This is a genomic window from Streptomyces sp. NBC_01465 (genome assembly GCF_036227325.1).
Classification (GTDB): domain Bacteria; phylum Actinomycetota; class Actinomycetes; order Streptomycetales; family Streptomycetaceae; genus Streptomyces.
This window is the reverse complement of the sequence record NZ_CP109467.1, coordinates 5,360,731-5,379,228: the sequence shown is the minus strand read 5'-3', so window position 1 is coordinate 5,379,228 and position 18,498 is coordinate 5,360,731. Positions and strand designations below refer to the sequence as shown.

21 protein-coding genes are annotated in these 18,498 nt (G+C 68.2%); 6 read left to right on the top strand and 15 right to left on the bottom strand.

The window, feature by feature from the left end; genetic code table 11:
• The first annotated feature begins 2 nt into the window (after positions 1 to 2).
• Entirely contained in the window at positions 3 to 854 is an 852-nt protein-coding gene (locus tag OG707_RS25395) for a helix-turn-helix domain-containing protein (RefSeq protein ID WP_329122111.1), read from the top strand.
• Positions 855 to 865: 11 nt separating this feature from the next.
• The gene (locus OG707_RS25390) at positions 866 to 1,063 is read left to right on the top strand and encodes a hypothetical protein (protein WP_329122109.1); all 198 of its coding nucleotides are present in this window, start codon (positions 866 to 868) and stop codon (positions 1,061 to 1,063) included.
• A 63-nt stretch (positions 1,064 to 1,126) separates the two neighbouring features.
• On the opposite strand, the gene OG707_RS25385 is transcribed toward OG707_RS25390, so the two are convergent.
• On the bottom strand, positions 1,127 to 1,396 hold the full coding sequence (locus tag OG707_RS25385) for a hypothetical protein (protein ID WP_329122107.1): 270 nt from the start codon (positions 1,394 to 1,396) through the stop codon (positions 1,127 to 1,129).
• Between the two features lie 1,372 nt (positions 1,397 to 2,768).
• Complete coding sequence (locus tag OG707_RS25380) at positions 2,769 to 3,359, bottom strand: Uma2 family endonuclease (RefSeq protein ID WP_329122105.1); 591 nt, start codon at positions 3,357 to 3,359, stop codon at positions 2,769 to 2,771.
• A gap of 104 nt (positions 3,360 to 3,463) precedes the next feature.
• On the opposite strand from OG707_RS25380, the gene OG707_RS25375 reads away from it, so the two are divergent.
• The 3 genes from OG707_RS25375 to OG707_RS25365 all read left to right on the top strand — a co-directional run bounded on the left by OG707_RS25375 (position 3,464) and on the right by OG707_RS25365 (position 5,197).
• On the top strand, positions 3,464 to 3,832 hold the full coding sequence (locus OG707_RS25375) for a VOC family protein (RefSeq protein WP_329122103.1): 369 nt from the start codon (positions 3,464 to 3,466) through the stop codon (positions 3,830 to 3,832).
• Between the two features lie 84 nt (positions 3,833 to 3,916).
• Positions 3,917 to 4,576, top strand: coding sequence for a pentapeptide repeat-containing protein (locus OG707_RS25370; RefSeq protein ID WP_329122101.1), 660 nt, complete (start codon positions 3,917 to 3,919; stop codon positions 4,574 to 4,576).
• 57 nt (positions 4,577 to 4,633) lie between these two features.
• Positions 4,634 to 5,197, top strand: a complete 564-nt coding sequence (locus tag OG707_RS25365; protein ID WP_329122099.1) for a dihydrofolate reductase family protein — start codon at positions 4,634 to 4,636, stop codon at positions 5,195 to 5,197.
• Between the two features lie 7 nt (positions 5,198 to 5,204).
• Here OG707_RS25365 and OG707_RS25360 read toward each other — a convergent pair whose 3' ends face one another.
• The 13 genes from OG707_RS25360 to OG707_RS25300 form a co-directional block, all read right to left on the bottom strand.
• Entirely contained in the window at positions 5,205 to 5,834 is a 630-nt protein-coding gene (locus OG707_RS25360) for an OmpA family protein (protein ID WP_329122097.1), read from the bottom strand.
• 4 nt (positions 5,835 to 5,838) lie between these two features.
• Entirely contained in the window at positions 5,839 to 6,429 is a 591-nt protein-coding gene (locus tag OG707_RS25355; RefSeq protein WP_329122094.1) for a hypothetical protein, read from the bottom strand.
• A 15-nt stretch (positions 6,430 to 6,444) separates the two neighbouring features.
• Complete coding sequence (locus OG707_RS25350) at positions 6,445 to 7,050, bottom strand: pilus assembly protein TadG-related protein (RefSeq protein WP_329122092.1); 606 nt, start codon at positions 7,048 to 7,050, stop codon at positions 6,445 to 6,447.
• Complete coding sequence (locus OG707_RS25345) at positions 7,047 to 7,289, bottom strand: hypothetical protein (protein ID WP_329122090.1); 243 nt, start codon at positions 7,287 to 7,289, stop codon at positions 7,047 to 7,049. The genes OG707_RS25350 and OG707_RS25345 overlap by 4 nt, the downstream gene beginning before the upstream one ends.
• A 122-nt stretch (positions 7,290 to 7,411) precedes the next feature.
• The gene (locus OG707_RS25340; protein ID WP_443071387.1) at positions 7,412 to 8,293 is read right to left on the bottom strand and encodes a response regulator; all 882 of its coding nucleotides are present in this window, start codon (positions 8,291 to 8,293) and stop codon (positions 7,412 to 7,414) included.
• Positions 8,286 to 9,623, bottom strand: a complete 1,338-nt coding sequence (locus tag OG707_RS25335) for a sensor histidine kinase (protein WP_329122088.1) — start codon at positions 9,621 to 9,623, stop codon at positions 8,286 to 8,288. Before OG707_RS25335 ends, OG707_RS25340 begins: the two co-directional genes overlap by 8 nt.
• Positions 9,624 to 9,679: 56 nt before the next feature.
• Complete coding sequence (locus OG707_RS25330) at positions 9,680 to 10,570, bottom strand: DUF5936 domain-containing protein (protein ID WP_329122085.1); 891 nt, start codon at positions 10,568 to 10,570, stop codon at positions 9,680 to 9,682.
• Between the two features lie 5 nt (positions 10,571 to 10,575).
• Positions 10,576 to 11,517, bottom strand: a complete 942-nt coding sequence (locus OG707_RS25325) for a type II secretion system F family protein (protein ID WP_329122083.1) — start codon at positions 11,515 to 11,517, stop codon at positions 10,576 to 10,578.
• Between the two features lie 49 nt (positions 11,518 to 11,566).
• Positions 11,567 to 12,910, bottom strand: coding sequence for a CpaF family protein (locus tag OG707_RS25320; RefSeq protein ID WP_329122081.1), 1,344 nt, complete (start codon positions 12,908 to 12,910; stop codon positions 11,567 to 11,569).
• Entirely contained in the window at positions 12,907 to 13,218 is a 312-nt protein-coding gene (locus tag OG707_RS25315) for a hypothetical protein (RefSeq protein WP_329122079.1), read from the bottom strand. The genes OG707_RS25320 and OG707_RS25315 overlap by 4 nt, the downstream gene beginning before the upstream one ends.
• Positions 13,219 to 13,361: 143 nt before the next feature.
• Positions 13,362 to 14,960 (bottom strand): AAA family ATPase, encoded by a 1,599-nt coding sequence (locus OG707_RS25310; RefSeq protein WP_329122077.1) that lies wholly within the window; start codon positions 14,958 to 14,960, stop codon positions 13,362 to 13,364.
• 19 nt (positions 14,961 to 14,979) lie between these two features.
• The gene (gene cpaB / locus OG707_RS25305) at positions 14,980 to 15,690 is read right to left on the bottom strand and encodes a Flp pilus assembly protein CpaB (protein WP_329122075.1); all 711 of its coding nucleotides are present in this window, start codon (positions 15,688 to 15,690) and stop codon (positions 14,980 to 14,982) included.
• Positions 15,691 to 15,763: 73 nt separating this feature from the next.
• The gene (locus OG707_RS25300) at positions 15,764 to 16,669 is read right to left on the bottom strand and encodes a hypothetical protein (protein WP_329122073.1); all 906 of its coding nucleotides are present in this window, start codon (positions 16,667 to 16,669) and stop codon (positions 15,764 to 15,766) included.
• Positions 16,670 to 16,917: 248 nt separating this feature from the next.
• Here OG707_RS25300 and OG707_RS25295 point away from each other — a divergent pair, with 248 nt between their 5' ends.
• Positions 16,918 to 18,465: a chitinase gene (locus OG707_RS25295; RefSeq protein WP_443071386.1), complete on the top strand. Its 1,548-nt coding sequence runs from the start codon at positions 16,918 to 16,920 to the stop codon at positions 18,463 to 18,465.
• Positions 18,466 to 18,498: the final 33 nt, after the last annotated feature.

Genomic DNA, 18,498 nt, shown 5'->3' with positions numbered 1-18,498 from the left:
GCATGCCAGCGAGGACCGCCCCCACTGAACGCCAGAAGCGCCTGGGCAGCGAGCTGCGCAAGATGCGCATGTCAGCAGGGATGACTGCCGAGTTCGCGGCCGGACTCCTGGGCGTCGACCGGGGGAAGATCTCCCACATCGAGCTGGGCGTGCGGGCCATCAGCGCCGACCGTCTGCGCACGCTAGCCTGCAACTGCGAGTGCACCGACGAGCGATACGTCGAAGCCCTGACCGAAATGGTGCAGCCCCGCACGCGCGGCTGGTGGGAGCGATATCGCGGCACGCTGCCCCAAGGCCTTCTGGATATCGCCGAGCTGGAGGCCTACGCCGTACGCATGCGCGCCGCGTACTCCATGCACGTCCCGGGCCTGCTCCAGACCTCGGACCACGCACTGGCCGTCTTCCGCGTGGTGATTCCGAAGCTGCCCGAGCGGGAGGTCGCCTTGCGGCTCGCTCACCGCGTGGAGCGCCAGCAGGTCCTGGAGGGCGACAACCCGACCAGATTCGTGGCCATAGTCCACGAGGCCGCCCTGCGCATGCAGTTCGGCGGGCGCGATGTCGCGCGGGCCCAACTGGAGCATCTACTGAAGAAGTCCGAGCAGGGCAATGTGACCTTGCTGGTCATCCCTTTCGAGGCGGGCGCGTTCCCTGGAGCCGGGCAGACAGTCCTGTACGCGGAGGGCCCGGTGTCGCAGCTCGACACCGCCCAGATCGATACGTCGCACGGACCGGAATTCCTGCACGCCGACATGCAGTTGACGAAGTACCGGGCCCACCTGGACTGGATGGAGAACATTGCGCTGGCCCCCGAGGCCTCGCGCGACTTCATCCGCACCATCGCTCGCCAACTCTGAGGAGACTATCGATGCCGGAGAACAACATCACCTGGGATGAAGCTTTCTGCGGGGAAGGCAACTCCTGCTTCCGGCTCGGCACGGACGCCGAAGGCAACGGCTACATCAGCATCCTCGGCGAGGAAGACCGCTACCTCACCGACAGCCGCGACGCCCTGCGCAACTTGATCCGCGACATCAAGGCCGGCAAGGCGGACCACCTGCTGTAGGCAGCGCCCCAGGCCTCCGGGGTCGCGGCCCGCGCACCTCGGCGCCGCGACCAGCGGTACAAGCTACGGGCTGCCGGTGATGAGAGCCGTGCCGACGGGCCCCAGGACGCAGGTCCCGATGGAGATCGCACAGGCCGCCTTGAACAGGTACCGCCCGGACTCCTTACCCGCCCACGCCTGCTCGCCCCGGTTCATCCGGGCCCACTCCGCCCCGTGCGTCATCATGTACGCCTTGCTGGCCCGCCGCCCCAGGACGTACCACCGCACCGTCAGCGCCCCGGACCCGCACAGAACCGCAATCCACCACACCCACACCCAGCCGCTCGCACTCATCCACTCCCCCGCCCCGAAACCCCTACCCGTTTCCCCTGGTCGGGGGCTTCGTGTGGTGGGTCTCCCTGTCAACCGACGCCGGGAGTGTGCGCGCCTCCAGGGACGGGGTCAAGGGCGCTCCCTTCGGTCGCGTCGGCTGCGCCGATTGCGCTTCGCTTCACCCTTGACCCCGTCCCTTCCGGCGCTGGGGTTGGCGGCTATCGGTCGGCAGGGAGGCCTGGCCACAGTGGGGAGGGGACCTAGGGTGTGGGTGGCCCGGACCGGAACGGCGGGTGGCGGGGGTGGGCCCGGGGCTGCGGGCGGGGATCCCCTGTCCCATCGCGGGCTGCGCCCGCAACGGCACCCAGGCCGGGATCCGGTCCGGGACGCAGGTGGTGCGGGCGGGCTGGTTCGCGCGCCCTTGGCATGGGGCTGTTGCTCCCGGCTCGGCGTCAACCACCCGCCGCCCGGCTGGACTTCATGCCCCGCTGGTCACCGCCCGGTGGGCGGAGGGGCCACAACATCCACCAGGCACCATTTGCCCGCTTTGGGCGATGCGGCCGTCACTGCGAGATACGTAGGTCCGGCCCCACCGGACCTACGTATCTCGCAGTGGCCGGAGAGGGGTGACACCACCCCCGCGCACCCCATTTGCCCCACTATGGTCGGCATGGCCTGAGCCCCGTGACCCAAATCGCCACTGCCGTCGCACATTTGGGTCGCACGCCCTCCCGCCGGGCACCCAATTCCCGGGTTGCGGCCGGAAGCGGACACCAGGCGTGCCCATATGTCCGCTATGCCTGTCCGTTTCCGGCAGTAACCCGGGGTAACAGGCCTTCCGTCCCACCCACCCACCGGACGGCGACCAGCGGGGCATGAACACCCGCCAACCGGCGGCCCGTTGACGCCGAGCCGAGACCGGCGGCCCCATGCAAGTGGTGCAACACCCGCCCCCACCCCGGGGAGCGGAGCTCCACCCCGGACGCTCTCACCCCAACTTCCCCGCCGAAGTGCCCCGCAGCCGAACCGATCAGCCCTACCGGTCCGCACGAGCATCGCGGTGTCCACGAAACCGCAACCACCGCGCGGCAGCAGCCAGCCGGACTCGCCCCCAGGGCGAGACCTACGACGCGCAGCGTCGTACATCCCGCAACACCAACACCGAACAACCCGCCACCCAGCGAACCCGCCCGCGCCCCCCACCTGTTCGCTGTAGCCAGCCTCCTTGCGCCGAAGGCGCGAGACGCCGCGCAACAGCCCCACCCACCCGAAGCCCACCACCGGACCCCGCCCGCCCATCCCCGGGAGAGGTTCCATGGCTGCACTACCTAGCGGCGGAGGCACAGGGCCGTTGGGCACCATGGCAGGCAAGGCGGGCTATGCTCTTCTGGCGTTACGCGGACGACGCGGCGTTCCCTGCGCTTCCGTAGCGGCGGAACGCGCTGGTCTCCACAGTCCACGGGCCAAACGGAACCGTGTCACCGAAGATGTACGGGGACTTGGCCTCATACCGATCCTTGACGGGGTCGGAATGAACCTCGATGGTGCCGGTGCGAGGGTCGACGATCATGTAATGGGCGATGCCCATGGCCGGGTACTCGGCGAGCTTGTCGCCGTAGTCGTTCTCCGGGTGGGAGGGCGAGACGATCTCGACGGCCGCCAGGACCTGCGCGGCATCGACGGTCAGTCCCTCTTCGTCGAGGGCTTCCTCGGGGATCACCACAGCGTCGGGACGTCGCATCCGGCCGATCTCGGGGTGCTCGATCTCGGGACCGTTCTCGCAGACGTAACCGGGGTGCGTGGCGGGAAGCTGCTCGTTGAGCTGATCGCGGGTACGGCGGACCGTGCCTGCGTGCCGCTTGGAGAGGATCTCCATCGCCAGGACCGGGCCGGAGGGTCCGATCTCGATGCACCAACTGCCTTCGAGCCGCTCGGCGTACGCCGTGAGTTCCTCGGCAATCGCGCGCATCTTCGCGTACTCCATACCCCAAGGTAGCGAAGCGGGCGTCCGTCGAAGTGGTGCTGCCGATGAGTTCAGGGTCGTTGAACGGTCTGCCCAGTGACCGGACCGTTCTCGACAGGAGTGCCATGTCCACCATCCAGCCAGTGATCCTCACCGCCCGCCATGACGTGCTACTCGGCTTCTATACGAAGTTGTTCGGCGCCGAGGAGATCTTCCGGAGGCCGGAGAAGGGCCCCGCCTTCTACCTCGGGCTGCGCATCGGCGACACCGACCTCGGGCTCGTGGCCAAGAAGGACGCGGATACCGAGGCCGCACCGCGGATGCTGCTCAGCATCGGTGTCGACGACGTCGACGAGACACTCGGCCGGGTCGAGGCGCTGGGCGGCTCCGTCAGCGGCGGCCCCACCGACATGCCGTGGGGGCAGCGCGTCGCGCACATCAAGGATCCGGACGGCAACCCGGTGAACCTCACCCAGCCGACCCCGGCCCGGTGACGCTCCACTGACACCCGCGTCGCGTGCCGGGCCGCCCCGCACGACGATGGGGCTGTGTACTCCGAAGCGGATCCCCGTACTCGTGTGAGCCCGCCCAAACTGGCCGGGCCCGGCGTCGAGCTGTCCCAGATCGCGTCGCTCGACACGGGTCGCGGCACCGTCCTGGGGTTCCGGTGCGCGGAGGCACAGATGCGGGATCTCAGCCTTGACCGGACCCATCTGCACACGGGCCGCGTCACCGGGCTGCATACGGCCCGTACGTACTTCAGCGGGGTCAGGGCCGAGTCCGTCGCATTCGAGGACTGCTCGCTCGGGACACTCGAATGGAGCAAGGGGAAGATCGCGCGTTCCGTGTTCCGGGGCTGCAAGCTCATGGGGGCCACGTTCGACGACGTGACCGCCGACCATCTCCTCTTCGAGAACTGCCGGCTCGACTTCGCCGCCTTCAACCGGCTGCGGACCGCCGGCCGCGTGGTGTTCTCCGGGTGCGTGCTGACCGAGGCGACGTTCGCCGGATGCGATCTGCGGCACGCGGTCTTCGACGGCTGCACGCTGCGGCAGACGGAGTTCGACGACGGGTACTACCGGGGTTGCGACCTGCGCGACAACGACCTCTCCGGGGTGCGAGGAGTGCACCGGCTGGAGGGAGTTGTCATCAACAGCTCGCAGCAGTTCCAGCTCACCGAGGCGCTCGTTTCTTCGCTGCAGGTCACCTTTGGTGATGCGGAGTCTCATCGCCGATGAGTTCCCTGCACCGCGTCGGTCCGTACACATGAGACCTACTCACGGAAGGCCGGCGCCATGCGGAAACTGATCTACGGCATGAACCTGTCCCTGGACGGCTACATCGCCGCGCCCGGCGACGACATCGGCTGGAGCGTACCGAGCGACGAGATGTTCCAGTTCTGGTCCGACCAGTTGGAGGCGACCGAACTGACGCTGTACGGGCGCAAGTTGTGGCAGACGATGAGCTCCTACTGGCCGACCGGCGACCAGCAGCCCGACGCCACCCCGGCGGAGAGGGAGTTCGCGCGCCGCTGGCGGGACATGTCGAAGGTGGTGTTCTCCTCGACGATCGACAAGGTCGACTGGAACACCCGCCTGGTCACCGGCGACGCGGTCGCCGAGATCACCCGGCTCAAGGCCGAGGACGGCGGCCCGATGGACATCGGCGGCGCGACGTTCGCCGGGGCCGCCATGCGGGCCGGGCTGATCGACGAGTACGTACTGGCCACCGCGCCGGTCCTGGTGGGCGGCGGCACGCCGTTCTTCACCGCGCTGGACAACTGGGTGAACCTGAACTTGGTGGAGACGCGGACGCTTCCGTGTGGCGTGATCCTGACCCGGTACGAGACGAAGCGTTGACCGCCCGTCAGTTACTGGCTGTACGCGGGAAGGAGACCTCCACTCGGCGGTTCTTCTTACGGCCCTCTTCCGTTGCGTTGGAGGCGATGGGGTAGTCCTCGCTGTAGCCGCGGATCTGGAAGGTGATGGAGGAGGCGCCGGGGAGGGACTTCGTGAGTTCCTGCTGGACGGCGTCGGCTCGCTGCTTGGAGAGGACCTTGCCGTGTTCGTAGGAGCCGAGGTCGTCGGTGAAGCCGAACACGCGGACGTTGGTGGCGTGTTGGGCTCCGATCTCGGTGGCGATGTCCTTGATGCGGGCAGCGGCGGCGGGGTTGAGCTTGGCGCTGTTCTTGGGGAACAGGACTTCCGCCTGGAGGGCGAAGGTGGTGTCGGAGGGGGTGTCGGAGCGGCGTTCCTCGCCGCCCAGGTCTTCGACTACGGACTTGATGTCGATGATCCGGGAGGGCGCGAGGGTGGCGCCGTCGCCCAGCTTGAGGTTGGGGGCTGTGGGGCTGATCGTGGGGGCCGGGGAGGATGTGGTTCCGCCGGGGGGCGTGCTGGGGGTGGGGCCGTCTGCGTGGGCGAGGGTGGGGGTTGTGAGGAGTAGGGCTGTGGTCAGGGCCGCTACGGACAGGTGGCGGGCGTGAGGTGGTCGCATCGGGTCACTCGCCGTCGGTGATGTCGATGGTGGCGGGGGGCATGTCGGCGATCTGGAACTCGACGGACTTTGTGCTGGCGGGTGGGGCGGGGAACTGGGCGTAGAAGGGCTTTTCGGAGTTTGCCTGGAAGCCGCCTGTGAACTTAGTGCAGAGGCAACGGCCGTCAGTGTCGCGAAGAATGAGGTACTTCTTCTTACCTGTCATGTCGACCAAGGAAGCACCGGCCATCGATGCGGAGTTGTTGACCAGCTCTTTCTCGTCCCCCGACCACGAAGCAGGGTTCCAAGCCTTGTTGGCGCCGTTCATCACCTTGCCACTGATCGTGACGAAGCCGCCGGAGTCTCGTACTGCCGAGTTGATGGTGATCGTCACACTGTCGCCCCCCTTCACCTGCGCCAGAACCTCGTCTGGCTGCGGGGTCACGGACTCCTGAGCCTTGTCGCCGCTCTCCGTCTTGTGCGTCACAGGAGTCGATGCGGTCGACTTCCCCTTCTTGTCTCCACCATCACCACCGCAACCGACCACCAAGAGGGCCAAGCCACTCGTGATCGCCACAGCGGTCAACGCCCTGCGGGCCTTCATGGTGTGCCGCATGCTCATCTCTCCCACTCACTCAGCCAGGTGTACCGAGAACAGGTCCTTCGCCTCGGGCAGCGCAAGGTCGTCGAGGTGCTTCGGGTCGATCTTCCAGGGCGGGTCGTCGCCACAAGTGAATTCGATGAAATCCGTATCGTTGCCTGGTGTCACAGAGCAGCGAGGTTCGATGACCGCGACGGCATGGGCCTTGGCATGGCTCTTGGAGGTCACGGGAAGGATCGACTTACCCGCGGTGTAGTTCGTCGTGATGCTGGCCCTGAATGCTGGGTACCCCGCGACCGTGGTCGGCGCCAGCCCATCGAGCGTCGCGTCGTTGTCGCCAGCGAGTTGGGAGGCCGCGGCCTCTCCCGTCCCATGAACCGGTTGCTCCATCAGGAGCCACTTGACCCAATCATCTTGATTGTCCAAGGAGTTGAGAAATCCGTCGGCAAGCTCGTCCCGCACATCCTGAGCTGCCGCCAATGCAGATGCATCTGCAGCCGACTGTGCCCCGTTGCGAGCGACCGCTGCCTGAGCAAACGCGAAGTACGCAAACGCGAGAAAGAGCAGACTCCCCACCACGACAACGTAGATGGGGATGGTCTGCCCTCGGTCATCCCGCAGACGGACGCCTCTCATCCGCCAGTGATGTTCCCGACCGCAGTGCTGATCGCTGAAGAGATTGTGTCCTGCAACCCCAACCCCCGAACCGCCACCACAATCAGCGCCACAATCACCAGCAGCCCGCCGTACTCCACCACGCTCGCCCCACCATCGGCTGCCCGCCCCCGCATCCGCGTCACCACCGTGTCGCGCCACCCCCGCACCGCGATCTGCGTCCGGGTGATCGCCGTCAGCCTGATGTCCCTCTTCGCCATGGTGATGTGCCCCTCTGGATGACTGAGACTGTGCGGTCGCCCCCGTACGCCTCGCAACGTACGCGGAAGCAGCCCCTCCGGCAGAGGGTCCACGGGCCCAACTCCGGGCCCAAAGAACAACGTCACCCATGACGGCCCGCCGTCCCCAGCCACACCGCTATGGCCTCGCTCCGGCTCACCGCGTGCAGTTTCGCGAAGATGCGGTTGATGTGGTTCTTGACCGTCTTCTCGCTGATGAAGCAGGTGGCGGCGATCTGCTGGTTGTTCATGCCCGACGCGATCAGGTTCATCACCTCCACCTCCCTCGAACTCAGCCCGAAGTCACGCCTGTTGTGCACATGTTGTGGAAGCCTCTGCCGAGACTGTCCCACAACTGGTTGCATTTGCGAAGACGTTTCGGGGGTTCTGCTGGTTCCCTTGTATGGAGTCGCCGCCGCGTACACCGCCCCCAGCCCCTCCGGCAGCCCCACCTCCCCCGTCGTCCCCCGTACGTGCGCCAGCAGCGCGTCCTGTGCCGACGCCGAGAAGTGGGCCCGGCCCGCCTTGATGTCCCGTACCGCGCCCACCAGTTCGTCCGCCGTGAACTCGCCGTGCACCAAGTAGCCCCCCGCGCCCAGCCGCAGCGCCTCCTGCACGATCTCGCTCTCCCTGCTGTACGTCAGCATCATCACCGGTGCGATCCGCACCAGGTACGGAAGCGCCGAGATGCCGTCCACCCCCGGCATCCGTACGTCCAACAGCACGACGTCCGGCCGGTGTTGCTCCGTCTGCGTCAGCGCCTGGCGGCCGTCCGACGCCTCTGCCACCACCTGGATGTCGTCTCGGGCGTCCAGGAGGGCGGTCAGGCCTGCCCGTACGACCGGGTTGTCGTCGGCGATCACGATCCGCAGCGCCGACGGGGAGGGCGGTGGAGCCGGGGCTCCCAGTGGGGTGTGTTCGGAGCGGGGTTCGAAGGTGTGGGAGTGGGTGTGCTGGGACACGTGGTAGGAGCTCTCGTCAGGCACTGGCCGCTCCCCTTTCCGTGGGTGAGTGAACTGATGGGCCCAGAGCTGCCGTTGGGAGGTCGACGCGGACCTCCGTACCGCCCTCGCTCCTTCCCCTGCCGATACGGATCCGGGCCCCTATCCCTGCCGCGCGCTCGACCATCCCCACCAGGCCGAAGTGGCCCGCGCGGCGGAGGTCGTCGAGGGTGGTACCGCGCGGCAGGCCTGATCCGTTGTCCAGGACCGAGAGGTGGAGGTCGGTGGCGATGATGCCGATCTCCACCGTGATCCGGGTCGCGCGGGCGTGGCGGTGGGCGTTCTCCAGGGCCTCCGTCGCGATCGTGAGGAGCTGGCGGGCCACCGCGTGCGGGAGGGCGGGGGCCGGGGCGTCGCCGACCGGGATGAAGTCCGTGGGGATCTGTGTGCGTGTCGCGAAGTCCCTTACCCGGGAGGAGAGTTCTGCTGCTACTTCCACTCCGCCTGTGTCGTAGTCCGCCTTTCGGCGGAGGTCCGAGAGGATCTCGCGGGACTCCGCCGCCGCGCGGCGCGCCGAGCGGGCGACCATGCCGGCCTGGTGTTTCACCGTGAGCGGGTCCATGCGGTCGGCGGACTGGGCGAGGCTCTCCGCCGACAGGGCCAGGCCGTGGAGCGTCTTGGCCACCGAGTCGTGCATCTCGCGGGCCAGGCGGGCGCGTTCCTCTTCCACGGCGTCGTTCACCGCCAGGCGGGCCGTCGCTTCGGAGAGGGCCTGCGTTGCCGTACCGAAGCGGAACATCAGGTTGCGGAGGGTGACCCCGATGATGCCCGCCGCGATGCAGAAGCCCGTGAGGAGCAGCGTCGAGGCGGGGCCCTCCATGCTCTCGCGCCAGGCGGAGAACGCGGCGGCCAGCAGGAGGATCTGGATCAGCGTGAAGATGCCGGCGCCGCGCCAGCCGTAGAGCAGGCCGGCGAGGAGAGGGGTGCAGACGGTGGCGTAACCGAGGGTGGAGTCCGGGGACGCGGTGAGCAGGAGGACCGAGCCGAAGATGAAGTCCAGGGCCATCAGGGAGCGGTACTTGATCAGGAGCGGGCCGAAGATCTCCCAGTCCCTGAGCATCGCGTACGAGCCGACCAGGCTGAAGACGATGGCTGCGCCTACCAGCCAGGGGCCTACGCGGCCGCCCGCTCTGTCCAGGGCCAGGGGGGTGCCGATCACGATCAGGGCCAGCCTGAAGCCGAAGACCTGGCGGCAGAGTGCCTGCAGGGCGTTGATCTGGATCGGGAGGCTGGGCGCGGGGGCGTCGTCCTCGAACGCGGACGCGGGGGGCGGGTCCGCGTGGGCCGGGCCGCCCTGGAGCAGAGTGGTGGGCACAACACTCCTACGGTCCATCGCTGCCCTCCCCTCCCCTCAGTTCAGTTCAGTTCAGTTCAGTTGCCGAAGAGTTGGCCGAAGTCGGTGTCCGAGCCGAGGAACATGTTCGCCACGATCAGGATCAGAGTCGCCGGGACCATCGAGATCAGCGTGACCATGGTGGTTTTCGGGATCGCTTTCGCCGCCCTGCGGCGGGAGTTCTGGGCGTCCGTACGGCGCATGTCCGTGGCGATCTGGATCAGGGTGTCCGCGATCGGCGCGCCCAGTTCCTCGCCCTGCTGGAGCGCCGTCACGAACTGCGAGACCTGCTCGGACTCGTTGCGGCGGCGCAGTTCGTCGAAGGCCTGGCGGCGGCTGACGCCCATGTCCATCTGGCGCAGTGTGATGCGGAGTTCGTCGGCCCAGGGGCCCGCGTACTTCTCCGACACCCGTTCCAGCGCCTGGCGGAAGTTGAGGCCCGCGGAGACGACGACGGCGAGGACGTCGAGGAAGTCCGGGAGCGTGCGCTCGATCGTCTGCTTGCGGTTGCGGATCGCCTGCCAGATGGTGGCGTCCGCCGCGAAGGCTCCGTAGGCCAGGGCTACGAGCGCGAAGATCATCATGCCGTTGGTGAGGAGCGCGAAGCCCGCGAGGCCGCCGAAGATGCCGAAGACGGCGCGCCGGGCCGCGTAACGGTCGATGGTGAGGCCGCCGGGGTTGCCCGCCATGTCGATGCGGCGGCGCTTCTTCTCGACCTGTTTCGGGCCCATGGTTTTGAGGACCGACGGGGCGAAGCGCATGCCCGCGCGGTCGATCGCTGCCTCCAGGCCCTTCACACGGGTGGAGCCGACTTCGAGCGCGATCGCGAGGTCCTCGGGGATCTTGGCTTCGGCGCGGTACATGCGGATGCCGAGGAAGATGCCGACCAGGGAGAGGCCGAAGAGCGCTGCTAGGAGGAGTCCTGTCATCGCTCTCAGACCTCGATCTTGCCGAGGCGGCGCATCGCTATGAAGCCGACCACGTAGAGCGCTATCGACACAACTACCGCTATCTGACCGATCGTTGAGCCCGTCATGCGCGCGAGGCTGCCTGGTGCCATCGAGTTCAGCATCACCATCGCGCCGAGGCCGAGCAGCGGCAGCGTGTACGCGGTGGCGTTCACCTCGGAGAGCATCGTGATCACCTCGCGGCGGGTTTCCTTGCGCTCCTCCAGGGTGGTCGTGAGGTTGCGGAGGGAGGCGACGACCGTGCCGCCCGCGCGGTTGGAGAGGACGAGGGTCGTGACGAGGACGACCAGCTCGCGGGAGGGGAGGCGGTCGGCGAGTTCGGTGAGGGCCTCGTCGATGGAGCGGCCTAGGGCGAGTTGGTTGGCGACCGTGGCGAGCTCTTCGCCTGCGGGGGCTTCCAGTTCGTCCGCCGCCATGGAGAGGGCCGTACGGAGTGCGAGGCCGGCGGCGGTCGCGTTGGCGAGGATGCGGGCCAGCTCGGGGAGCTGGTTGATGAAGGCCTCGATGCGCTTCTGGCGCTGCCAGTTGAGGAAGGTGTTGGCCGCCCAGAGGGCGATGAGCGCTGCCACCGGGCCGAAGAAGGGGGCCAGGAAGGCGGCGGCCACGGCCCAGAGGACTCCGGTGGCGAGCAGTGCGTAGACGAAGAACTCACCGGGGGTGAGGTCCAGGCCGGTCGCGTTGATGCGCTGCTGGATGCGCTTGCCGAGGGCGGTGCGGCGGAGGCGGGTGTCGACGGTGGTGAAGTGGCGCGTGCGGGTGCCGGGTGGGGTGTGGCCGGTGGTGATCGCGAGGCGTTTCTCCAGCTCGGCGTGCTGGGACTTGCCTCGCGTGTACGTGAGGAGGCCTGCGATGGCCAGGGCTGCGCAGGCCAGGGTGGCGGCGATGGCGATCAGGGCTGGGGTCGTCACGGGGTCTCCTCCCGGGGGTGGTCGTGGGTGGGCGTGCGTGGGCCGGGGGTCATCGCGCCTCCCGGAGTTGGAGGGGTGTCAGTTCGTCCGCCACTCCGAACGCCGGGGGGATCGGCTCGTTCGCCAGGTACAGGCGTTCCGCGACCCTGCGTGGGAGCGGAAGGTGCTCGAACTCGCCGTGCACCACCCTGTCCGCCGACATCGGGCGCGCCCTGAAGCGGGAGACCGTCGCGATCTGGAACTGCTCGCGGCCGTGCGACGTGAGGATCGCCAGCTCGCTGATCTTGCGCGAGCCGTCCGCGTGGCGCGTCAGCTGGACCAGTACGTCCACCGCGCTGTTGATCTGGTCGCGCAGTGCCTCGAAGGGGATCTCCACCTCCGACATCGAGCCCAGCGTCTGGAGCCGCATCAGCGCGTCCTCGGCGCTGTTGGAGTGGACCGTCGCGAGCGAACCGTCGTGGCCCGTCGACATCGCCTGGAGCATGTCGAGCGTCTCGCCGCCTCGGACCTCACCGACGATGATCCGGTCCGGGCGCATACGGAGCGAGTTGCGGACCAGGTCGCGGATGGTGATCTGGCCCTTTCCTTCTACGTTTGCCGGGCGGGTCTCCAGGCGGATCACGTGCGCTTGTTGCAGCTGGAGCTCGGCTGCGTCCTCGACCGTGATGATGCGTTCCTGGTCGGGGATCAGGCCCGAGAGCGCGTTGAGGAGGGTTGTTTTGCCACTGCCTGTTCCGCCGCTGACGATCACGTTGAAGCGGGCTCTTACGAACGCGGAGAGGAGGAGGAGTAGTTGTTCGTCCAGGGTGCCGAGGTTGATCAGTTCGGTGAGGCGGTACGCGCGGGGGAAGCGGCGGATCGTGAGGGTGGGGCCCGTGAGGGAGAGCGGCGGGATGATCACGTTGACGCGCTCGCCGGAGGGGAGGCGGGCGTCGACCATGGGGTTCGACTCGTCTACGCGGCGGTTGACCGTGGAGACGATGCGTTCGATCGTCTGCATGAGTTGTTCTGTGGAGGCGAATCGGAGGGGGAGTTGTTCTACTCGGCCTGCTCGTTCTACGAAGATCGCGTCTGGGCCGTTCACCATGATTTCGGTGATCGAGGCGTCTTCGAGGAGGGGTTCGAGGACTCCTAGGCCGAGGGCTTCGTCCACTACTCGGCGTATCAGTTGGGCGCGTTCCGAGGTGGAGAGGACCGGGCCCTCGCGGCTGATGATGTGGCCCAGTACGCGTTCCAGGCGGGCGCGGCGTTCGGCTGCGGCGAGGGAGGACATCTCCGCGAGGTCGATCTCTTCGAGGAGTTTCGCGCGGTAGGTGGCTACCAGGGGGCCGTCCTCGCGGGCCGTCTGGGCGTGCTCCTCGGGGGTGGTGACCATACGGGAACGCAGGCTCATGGGGTTCCTCCTCCGACTCCGCCGTCCTGGTCGTCGTCCTTGGGCATCGTCACGGTGCGGGTGATCGGGCCGAAGGGGTTCACTCCGGGGAGTACGGAGGGGACTGTGACGGTGGCCGTCGCTTTCACGGTGTCGCCGGCGTCGTTGATCTTGACGATGGTGTCGTCGCTGAGCCAGCCGCTGACCGCCGACTTGCCTGCGGTTCCGCCCGAGCCGGGGGTGAGGGATTCGCTGCGGGCGGCTGTGCGGGCTGCGGTGCCGGCCTGGTTGGCTGCGTAGCCGATGAGGCCGAGCTGGATGGCTGCCATCGCTACGAAGAGGAGGATCGGGAGGAAGCCGGTGAATTCGAGGATGGAGGTACCTGTGTCGGACCTCCAGCCCGTCCGGCGATTGAGGACAGGCGGCCGAAGGTCGCCTACCGGGCGGGGGCCGGACCTGACCCTGGTCCGCGTCACTCCGCACCCCCCTCCGCCGCCGCGGCCGCGTCCCCGTCCACCTTCCACGGGAAGTTGCCCGCCCCCGGGAACAGGATCGGCGTCTCCAGGTGAACCTTGGCCCGCCACACCGTGCCGTCCAGCGTGCACGTCGCCGTCGCCGCGCCCCGCCAGCTCGCCGGCAGGCGTTTGACCGCCGCCTGTTGGCAGGCCGCCTCCGTGCTCTCCCCCGACGTCGCCGCCGCCGTCGCCGCCCGCGACGCCTCGTCCGCCGCGTTGCCCGCCAGCGAGAACGTGTATCCCCACAGCACGCACTGCCACATCGCCACCAGTACGAAGATGATCAGCGGCGCCATCCCCGCGAACTCGATCATCGCCGCGCCCCGGTCCCCGCCCCTCCTCCGCAGCGCCAGGCCCGTCCCCTTCGCGGGAGCCACCGCCGTCGATCTCGTCAGTTCCAGTTCACCCGCCAGTGCCCACAGCGCCTGTTTCACCGTCGAGCGCGCGTCCAGGTCCTGCATGCGGCCCGCGTCCACCGCCGACTGAAGTTCCTTGAAGGCGGCAGGGATTGAGGTCCTCGCCACCTTTGTGCCCGTGATCCTCTCCACCAGCGGCGGCTGGATCTCCGTCTGGCGGGAGGCGCGGTTGACCAGTGTCGTGGTCTCCTCCGCCTTGCGGATCTGCAGGCGGTCCCACATCCGGACCATCCGCTTCGCCGCCCGCACCGCCACCACGTCCGGGGTCACCAGGAGCAGCGCCCGGTCCGCCATCTCGATCGCTGCCGCGTTGGCGCCGTTCATCTGCGTACCGCAGTCGACGACCACCACCTCGTAGCGGTTACGGAGCGACGACACCACCTGCCGTGCCACCCGGTCCGTGACCTCCTCGCCCCGCTCCCCGTCGCCCGGCGCGAGCAGCAGGCCGATGCCCGTGGAGTGGGCGTACACCGCGTCCTGGAGGACCCTCGGGGAAATGTCCGCGATGCCCGCCAGGTCCACGATCGAGCGGCGGAACTGGACGTCCAGGTACGACGCCACGTCGCCCGACTGCAGGTCCAGGTCCACCAGCGCCACTGTCCGGCCCGACGCCGCTGCCGCCAGGGCCAGTTGGACCGCCGTGAGCGTCGCTCCGACCCCGCCCTTCGCGCCGGACACCGTCACCACCGTGCCGCCCGGGCCGCCGCCCATCACCTCCGCCGAGCCGCCCAGGTGGCGGCGTACGCCCGTTGCCCAGGAAGCCGCGTTCTGGACGCGGGCCGACAACTCCTCGTACCCGAGCGGGAGTCCGACCAGGCCGCGCGCGCCCGAGTCCATCGCCGCCGTGTAGAGCATGGGGCCCGCGTCCGACGTGATCAGGACGACCCCGCACGCCGGGAAGCGCAGAGCCACCTCGCGGATCAGCTCCAACGCCGGGGCCGGGCCAATCCGTTCGTGGACCAGGACCACCTCGGGGAGTTCGTCGATCGACTCCGACGCGAGGCGCGCCAGCATGTCCAGGAGGGACGTGGAGTCGACCACCGGTGCGTACGGTTCCGCGTCCGGGAGCTGGCTGAGGAGCGTCGTCATGGAGCGGGCGGCGTCCAGGTCGCCGACCGCCGGGAGGATTCGGATCGTCACAACGGGCCCTCCTCTTCCCTTACTTGTCGCCGTCTAGGGTGTAGCGGCGGTCGCCCGGCGGGACGGTCGGAGCTTCCCCGGGGGCCACCAGCGCCAGGCGGACATGGGTCGCGAAGGACTCCGCGTACGCGACGCGCTGGGAGTCGAGCGTGCCGAGCGCGAAGGTGATCGGGACGGCCTCGGTGGCGGTGCGGGTTCTGTTGTTGGTGTTGTTCGCGTCCAGGGCGGTCAGTTTCCCTACGTCCAGGACCCTGGCGTTCGAGACGATCACCTCTGAGGTGTTGGGCTTTGTTTTGTTGTCGCCCGCGAACGTCGCGTAGATGTTGACCGTCGAACCGGGAGTGATCTTGCCCGCGACACCCGTCGCCGCGTCGATCATGATCGCGATCTCCTGTTCGCCCGGCTTGAGTTCGGGCTGGTCGACGATCATGTCGGACTGGAGGAGCGAGCCCGATTTGAGCTGGGTGACCGCGATCTTGCCTCTGATCTGGGAGAGGTTGGTGACCGCGTTCTCCGAGAGCCAGCGCTTCGGCATCTTCGTCTGCTCGAAGTCCGACGGGTCGAGCTGTTTGTACGGGGCGATGTCGTTCTTGAGGCGGTACGCCGTCACCTCGGGGCCGACCTTGGAGTTCACGTCGCGTATCACGGCCAGGACGCCGGCGAAGGCCGCGAAGGCGCAGAGGACGGAGAGGAGCAGCAGGATGATGCCGCGGCGCTGGCGTGAGTTCACTTGCGTACTACCTCGTTCAGGAACGTTGGGGGTCTGGATCAACGGACAGGAGCGGGGTGGTGCACGTGCGCGGTTACGTCGAGCCGGTGGTGAGCGCCCCCGCCACCCGTTTCTGGTTCGTGGGGCGCTGTGCGGGTGGGGGTGTCGGCGCCGATTGCTGCAGAAGCGGGGACGAGCAGAATCCGCAGCGGTCGCCTATGAGTTGGAGGCCGCACCAGTGGCAGGTCTCGCGCCGTACCGAAGCCACCAGTTGGTAGAGGACGGAGATGTCGGAGATCGCTGATGCGAATTCGATGAGCTTGGGCGTGCCCCACCAGCCCGCCGAATCCGCCGGGAGCGCGGTCTCCAGCAGGCCCTGTACGTGCCAGGAGGGGGCGAGGGTCTCACCCACCCACTCGGACTGGAGCTGGCCTCGGGCCACCAGCATGTGCGTGCCGAATCCCGGGCCCGGGAGGGCGTCGGTCGGGTGTGAAGTCAGCTTCAGGAGGTGGGGTGTTGGTGCTGTCAGTACCGCGAACTGTGAGCCCGGCACCCAGGACTTGGCGTGCGCCTTGAGCGTCACCGGTACGCGGTCGAGCTTCGTCACGGAGGCCAGCAGCGCGCCCGCGTAGATGTAGTGCGAGAGCAAACGGGCCGCGGACGCGATGACCCCCGGGCTGAAGTCGCAGAGGGAGAGCTGGCGCAGCTGGCGTACGAGAACGGCCACCGCGAGCGGCGGCAGCTCCATCGGGAGCAGGGCGATGCGGTCGCTCTCCAGGACCGAGCGCACGGTGTGGAGGCGGTGAACCGCCCCGGGCGCGAGGGAGTTCGGATAGACGACGACCACGTACCCATGCTGTTCGAGCAGCGTGTGCATCTCGGCGAGCGAGCCTTCGAGCGACTGGGCCGCCGGGGGCTGGAGGACCGCCGCGAGCGGGGTGTGGTGGTCAGGGGGTGGCAGTACGAGATCGGGGCTTGTCACGGCTATCGCGGTTGGCACGTTGTGTTCCCCCGTTCACGGTGTGTGTCTCCAGCAACAGCACTGTATCCAGGCAGGCCGGAGCAAGAACCCCCAACCGGGCAATATTCATTGGATCTTGGACGGATCGGGGCGTTCGATTCCGCGATGCGGATGTCCGCCCTCCAGAGGTCTTGACAACTCAATTGGTCTGGACCAGCTTGTACCAGCAACGGTGGCCACCGTCTCCTCCCCCGCCCCGCTCACTCCCCCACCCCCGGAGGCACCACGTGGACCGAGCACCCAGACCGCACCGATCTCCCCGCTCCCTCCTTCTCCGTAAATCCTGGATAGGCGTGGCGACCGCGCTCGTCGCCGCGGGCGCCGCATCCCTCACCGCGATGGCCACCAACGCCTCGGCCGCCGACATCAACGTCGCCAAGAACGCCGGCTTCGAGTCCGGCCTGACCGGCTGGACCTGTACGGGCGGCACCGGATCGGTCGTCACCTCGCCCGTGCACGGCGGGTCCTCGGCGCTGAAGGGCGCCGCGTCCTCGTCGGACAACGCGCAGTGCTCGCAGACGGTCGCCGTGCAGCCCAACTCCACGTACACGATGAGTGGTTGGGTGCAGGGGAACTACGTCTACCTCGGCGCCTCCGGCACCGGCACCACCGACGTGTCCACCTGGACCCCGGGGGCCACGGGCTGGACGCAGCTCTCCACCTCCTTCAAGACCGGCGCCTCGACGAAGTCGGTCACGATCTACACCCACGGCTGGTACGGCCAGGGCGCGTACTACGCGGACGACATCACGGTCAGCGGCCCCGACGGCGGCGGCGGTACGGACCCGACACCGACCCCCACCGCCTCCACGTCCAACCCGTCGACCCCCACCCCGACCCCCACGCCGACACCCACCCCCAGCTCGACGGTGACGCCGCCCGCCGGGTCCGTCCCCAAGCACGCGGTCACCGGCTACTGGCAGAACTTCAACAACGGCGCCACGGTCCAGAAGATCAGTGACGTCCCGTCCGCGTACGACATCATCGCCGTCTCCTTCGCCGACGCGACGACCACGCCCGGCGCGGTCTCCTTCACGCTCGACTCGGCGGGCCTGAACGGCTACACCGTCGCCCAGTTCAAGGCCGACATCGCCGCCAAGCAGGCCGCGGGCAAGTCCGTCGTCATCTCCATCGGCGGCCAGAACGGCACGATCAGCGTGAGCGACTCCGCCTCCGCGACGAACTTCGCCAACTCCGTCTACTCCCTGATGCAGACGTACGGCTTCAACGGCGTCGACATCGACCTGGAGAACGGCCTCAACTCCACCTACATGTCGCAGGCGCTCAAGTCCCTGGCCAGCAAGGCCGGTTCGGGCTTCGTCCTCACCATGGCGCCGCAGACCATCGACATGCAGTCGACCTCGGGCGAGTACTTCAAGACCGCACTGGCCGTGAAGGACATCCTGACCGTCGTCAACATGCAGTACTACAACAGCGGTTCGATGCTCGGCTGCGACGGCAAGGTCTACAGCCAGGGTTCGGTGGACTTCCTCACCGCGCTCGCCTGCATCCAGCTGGAGGGCGGCCTCGCCCCCTCGCAGGTCGGGATCGGCGTGCCGGCCTCGACGAGCGGCGCAGGCAGCGGCTACGTCTCGCCGTCGGTCGTGAACGCGGCGCTCGACTGCCTCGCCAAGGGCACGAGCTGCGGTTCCTTCAAGCCCTCGAAGACCTACCCGGGTCTGCGCGGCGCGATGACCTGGTCGACCAACTGGGACGCCTCGTCGGGCAACGCCTGGTCCAACGCGGTCGGGCCGCACGTCCACGCCCTGCCGTAACACCGCAACCACCGCACCGCCGCACCGCCGCAG

What these genes read in the sequence shown, in the direction of transcription:
- OG707_RS25360 (WP_329122097.1), bottom strand. Translation starts at nt 5,834, where the DNA reads ATGCGACCACCTCACGCCCGCCACCTGTCCGTAGCGGCCCTGACCACA.
- OG707_RS25345 (WP_329122090.1), bottom strand. Translation starts at nt 7,289, where the DNA reads ATGGCGAAGAGGGACATCAGGCTGACGGCGATCACCCGGACGCAGATC.
- OG707_RS25365 (WP_329122099.1), top strand. Translation starts at nt 4,634, where the DNA reads ATGCGGAAACTGATCTACGGCATGAACCTGTCCCTGGACGGCTACATC.
- OG707_RS25390 (WP_329122109.1), top strand. Translation starts at nt 866, where the DNA reads ATGCCGGAGAACAACATCACCTGGGATGAAGCTTTCTGCGGGGAAGGC.
- OG707_RS25375 (WP_329122103.1), top strand. Translation starts at nt 3,464, where the DNA reads ATGTCCACCATCCAGCCAGTGATCCTCACCGCCCGCCATGACGTGCTA.
- OG707_RS25355 (WP_329122094.1), bottom strand. Translation starts at nt 6,429, where the DNA reads ATGCGGCACACCATGAAGGCCCGCAGGGCGTTGACCGCTGTGGCGATC.
- OG707_RS25380 (WP_329122105.1), bottom strand. Translation starts at nt 3,359, where the DNA reads ATGGAGTACGCGAAGATGCGCGCGATTGCCGAGGAACTCACGGCGTAC.
- OG707_RS25385 (WP_329122107.1), bottom strand. Translation starts at nt 1,396, where the DNA reads ATGAGTGCGAGCGGCTGGGTGTGGGTGTGGTGGATTGCGGTTCTGTGC.
- OG707_RS25320 (WP_329122081.1), bottom strand. Translation starts at nt 12,910, where the DNA reads ATGAGCCTGCGTTCCCGTATGGTCACCACCCCCGAGGAGCACGCCCAG.
- OG707_RS25350 (WP_329122092.1), bottom strand. Translation starts at nt 7,050, where the DNA reads ATGAGAGGCGTCCGTCTGCGGGATGACCGAGGGCAGACCATCCCCATC.
- OG707_RS25395 (WP_329122111.1), top strand. Translation starts at nt 3, where the DNA reads ATGCCAGCGAGGACCGCCCCCACTGAACGCCAGAAGCGCCTGGGCAGC.
- OG707_RS25330 (WP_329122085.1), bottom strand. Translation starts at nt 10,570, where the DNA reads ATGACAGGACTCCTCCTAGCAGCGCTCTTCGGCCTCTCCCTGGTCGGC.
- OG707_RS25315 (WP_329122079.1), bottom strand. Translation starts at nt 13,218, where the DNA reads ATGGCAGCCATCCAGCTCGGCCTCATCGGCTACGCAGCCAACCAGGCC.